The organism is Bacteroides caecigallinarum (assembly GCF_016902295.1).
Taxonomy (GTDB): domain Bacteria; phylum Bacteroidota; class Bacteroidia; order Bacteroidales; family Bacteroidaceae; genus Phocaeicola; species Phocaeicola caecigallinarum_A.
In genome coordinates, this window is record NZ_JACJLQ010000146.1 from 1 (window position 1) to 586 (window position 586).

Below are 586 nucleotides of genomic sequence, written 5' to 3' on the forward strand. Positions count from 1 at the left end.
TGTGAACGTACGAAGAGGATATAACCGTAGTCGCTTGCAGGCAGAGTGGCTACGAAAGCCTGGCACTGGACGACCTCACCGGTTTCCATATCAACGTATCCCATGGTATCACCGGCAAAATCGAGGAAAAGCTTTTCACCGCCAGTACGCATGTCAGCAAGTATGGTAGATGGCGATTCCTTTCCGGCCTCTGTGTTCTGATTGTAATGAAAACGGAACTGTGTCAGGCTGTAGTGGTTGTCAGGATGCTCATTACGGTATTCCTCCCAAAGAAGCTTCAGCGTGACATGCTTGCGCTTCATCTCCTCCTGAAGATATGGAAGAAGGGTTTTGAATGTTTCAAAGCGTTTGTCACTATATGCAGGATTGCCGCCCTTGAGACGGTGCTCAAGAATGGGATCGTCCAGCCTGATAAGTTCATCAAGGCTCAGGCTGTCAGCGCTGACCTTGTTCATGTAGTTGTTCACTGTCTCCTTGTTCATGCCGATTATATCGGCAGCCTTGCGGTTGGAGACTCCATTCTTCTTTAATAGAAGAAGTTGTTTGATCTGGCTCATATTCTTACTTTTTCCTGCCATAGTCGTAT

Annotated in this window: 1 protein-coding gene; it reads right to left on the reverse strand. The window is 47.4% G+C overall.

Annotation, left to right across the window (positions count from 1 at the left end; genetic code table 11):
* The coding region (locus tag H6A27_RS14555) for an IS21 family transposase (RefSeq protein ID WP_477005008.1) at positions 1–557 on the reverse strand (557 nt) is incomplete at its 3' end.
* Between the last annotated feature and the right edge of the window lie 29 nt (positions 558–586).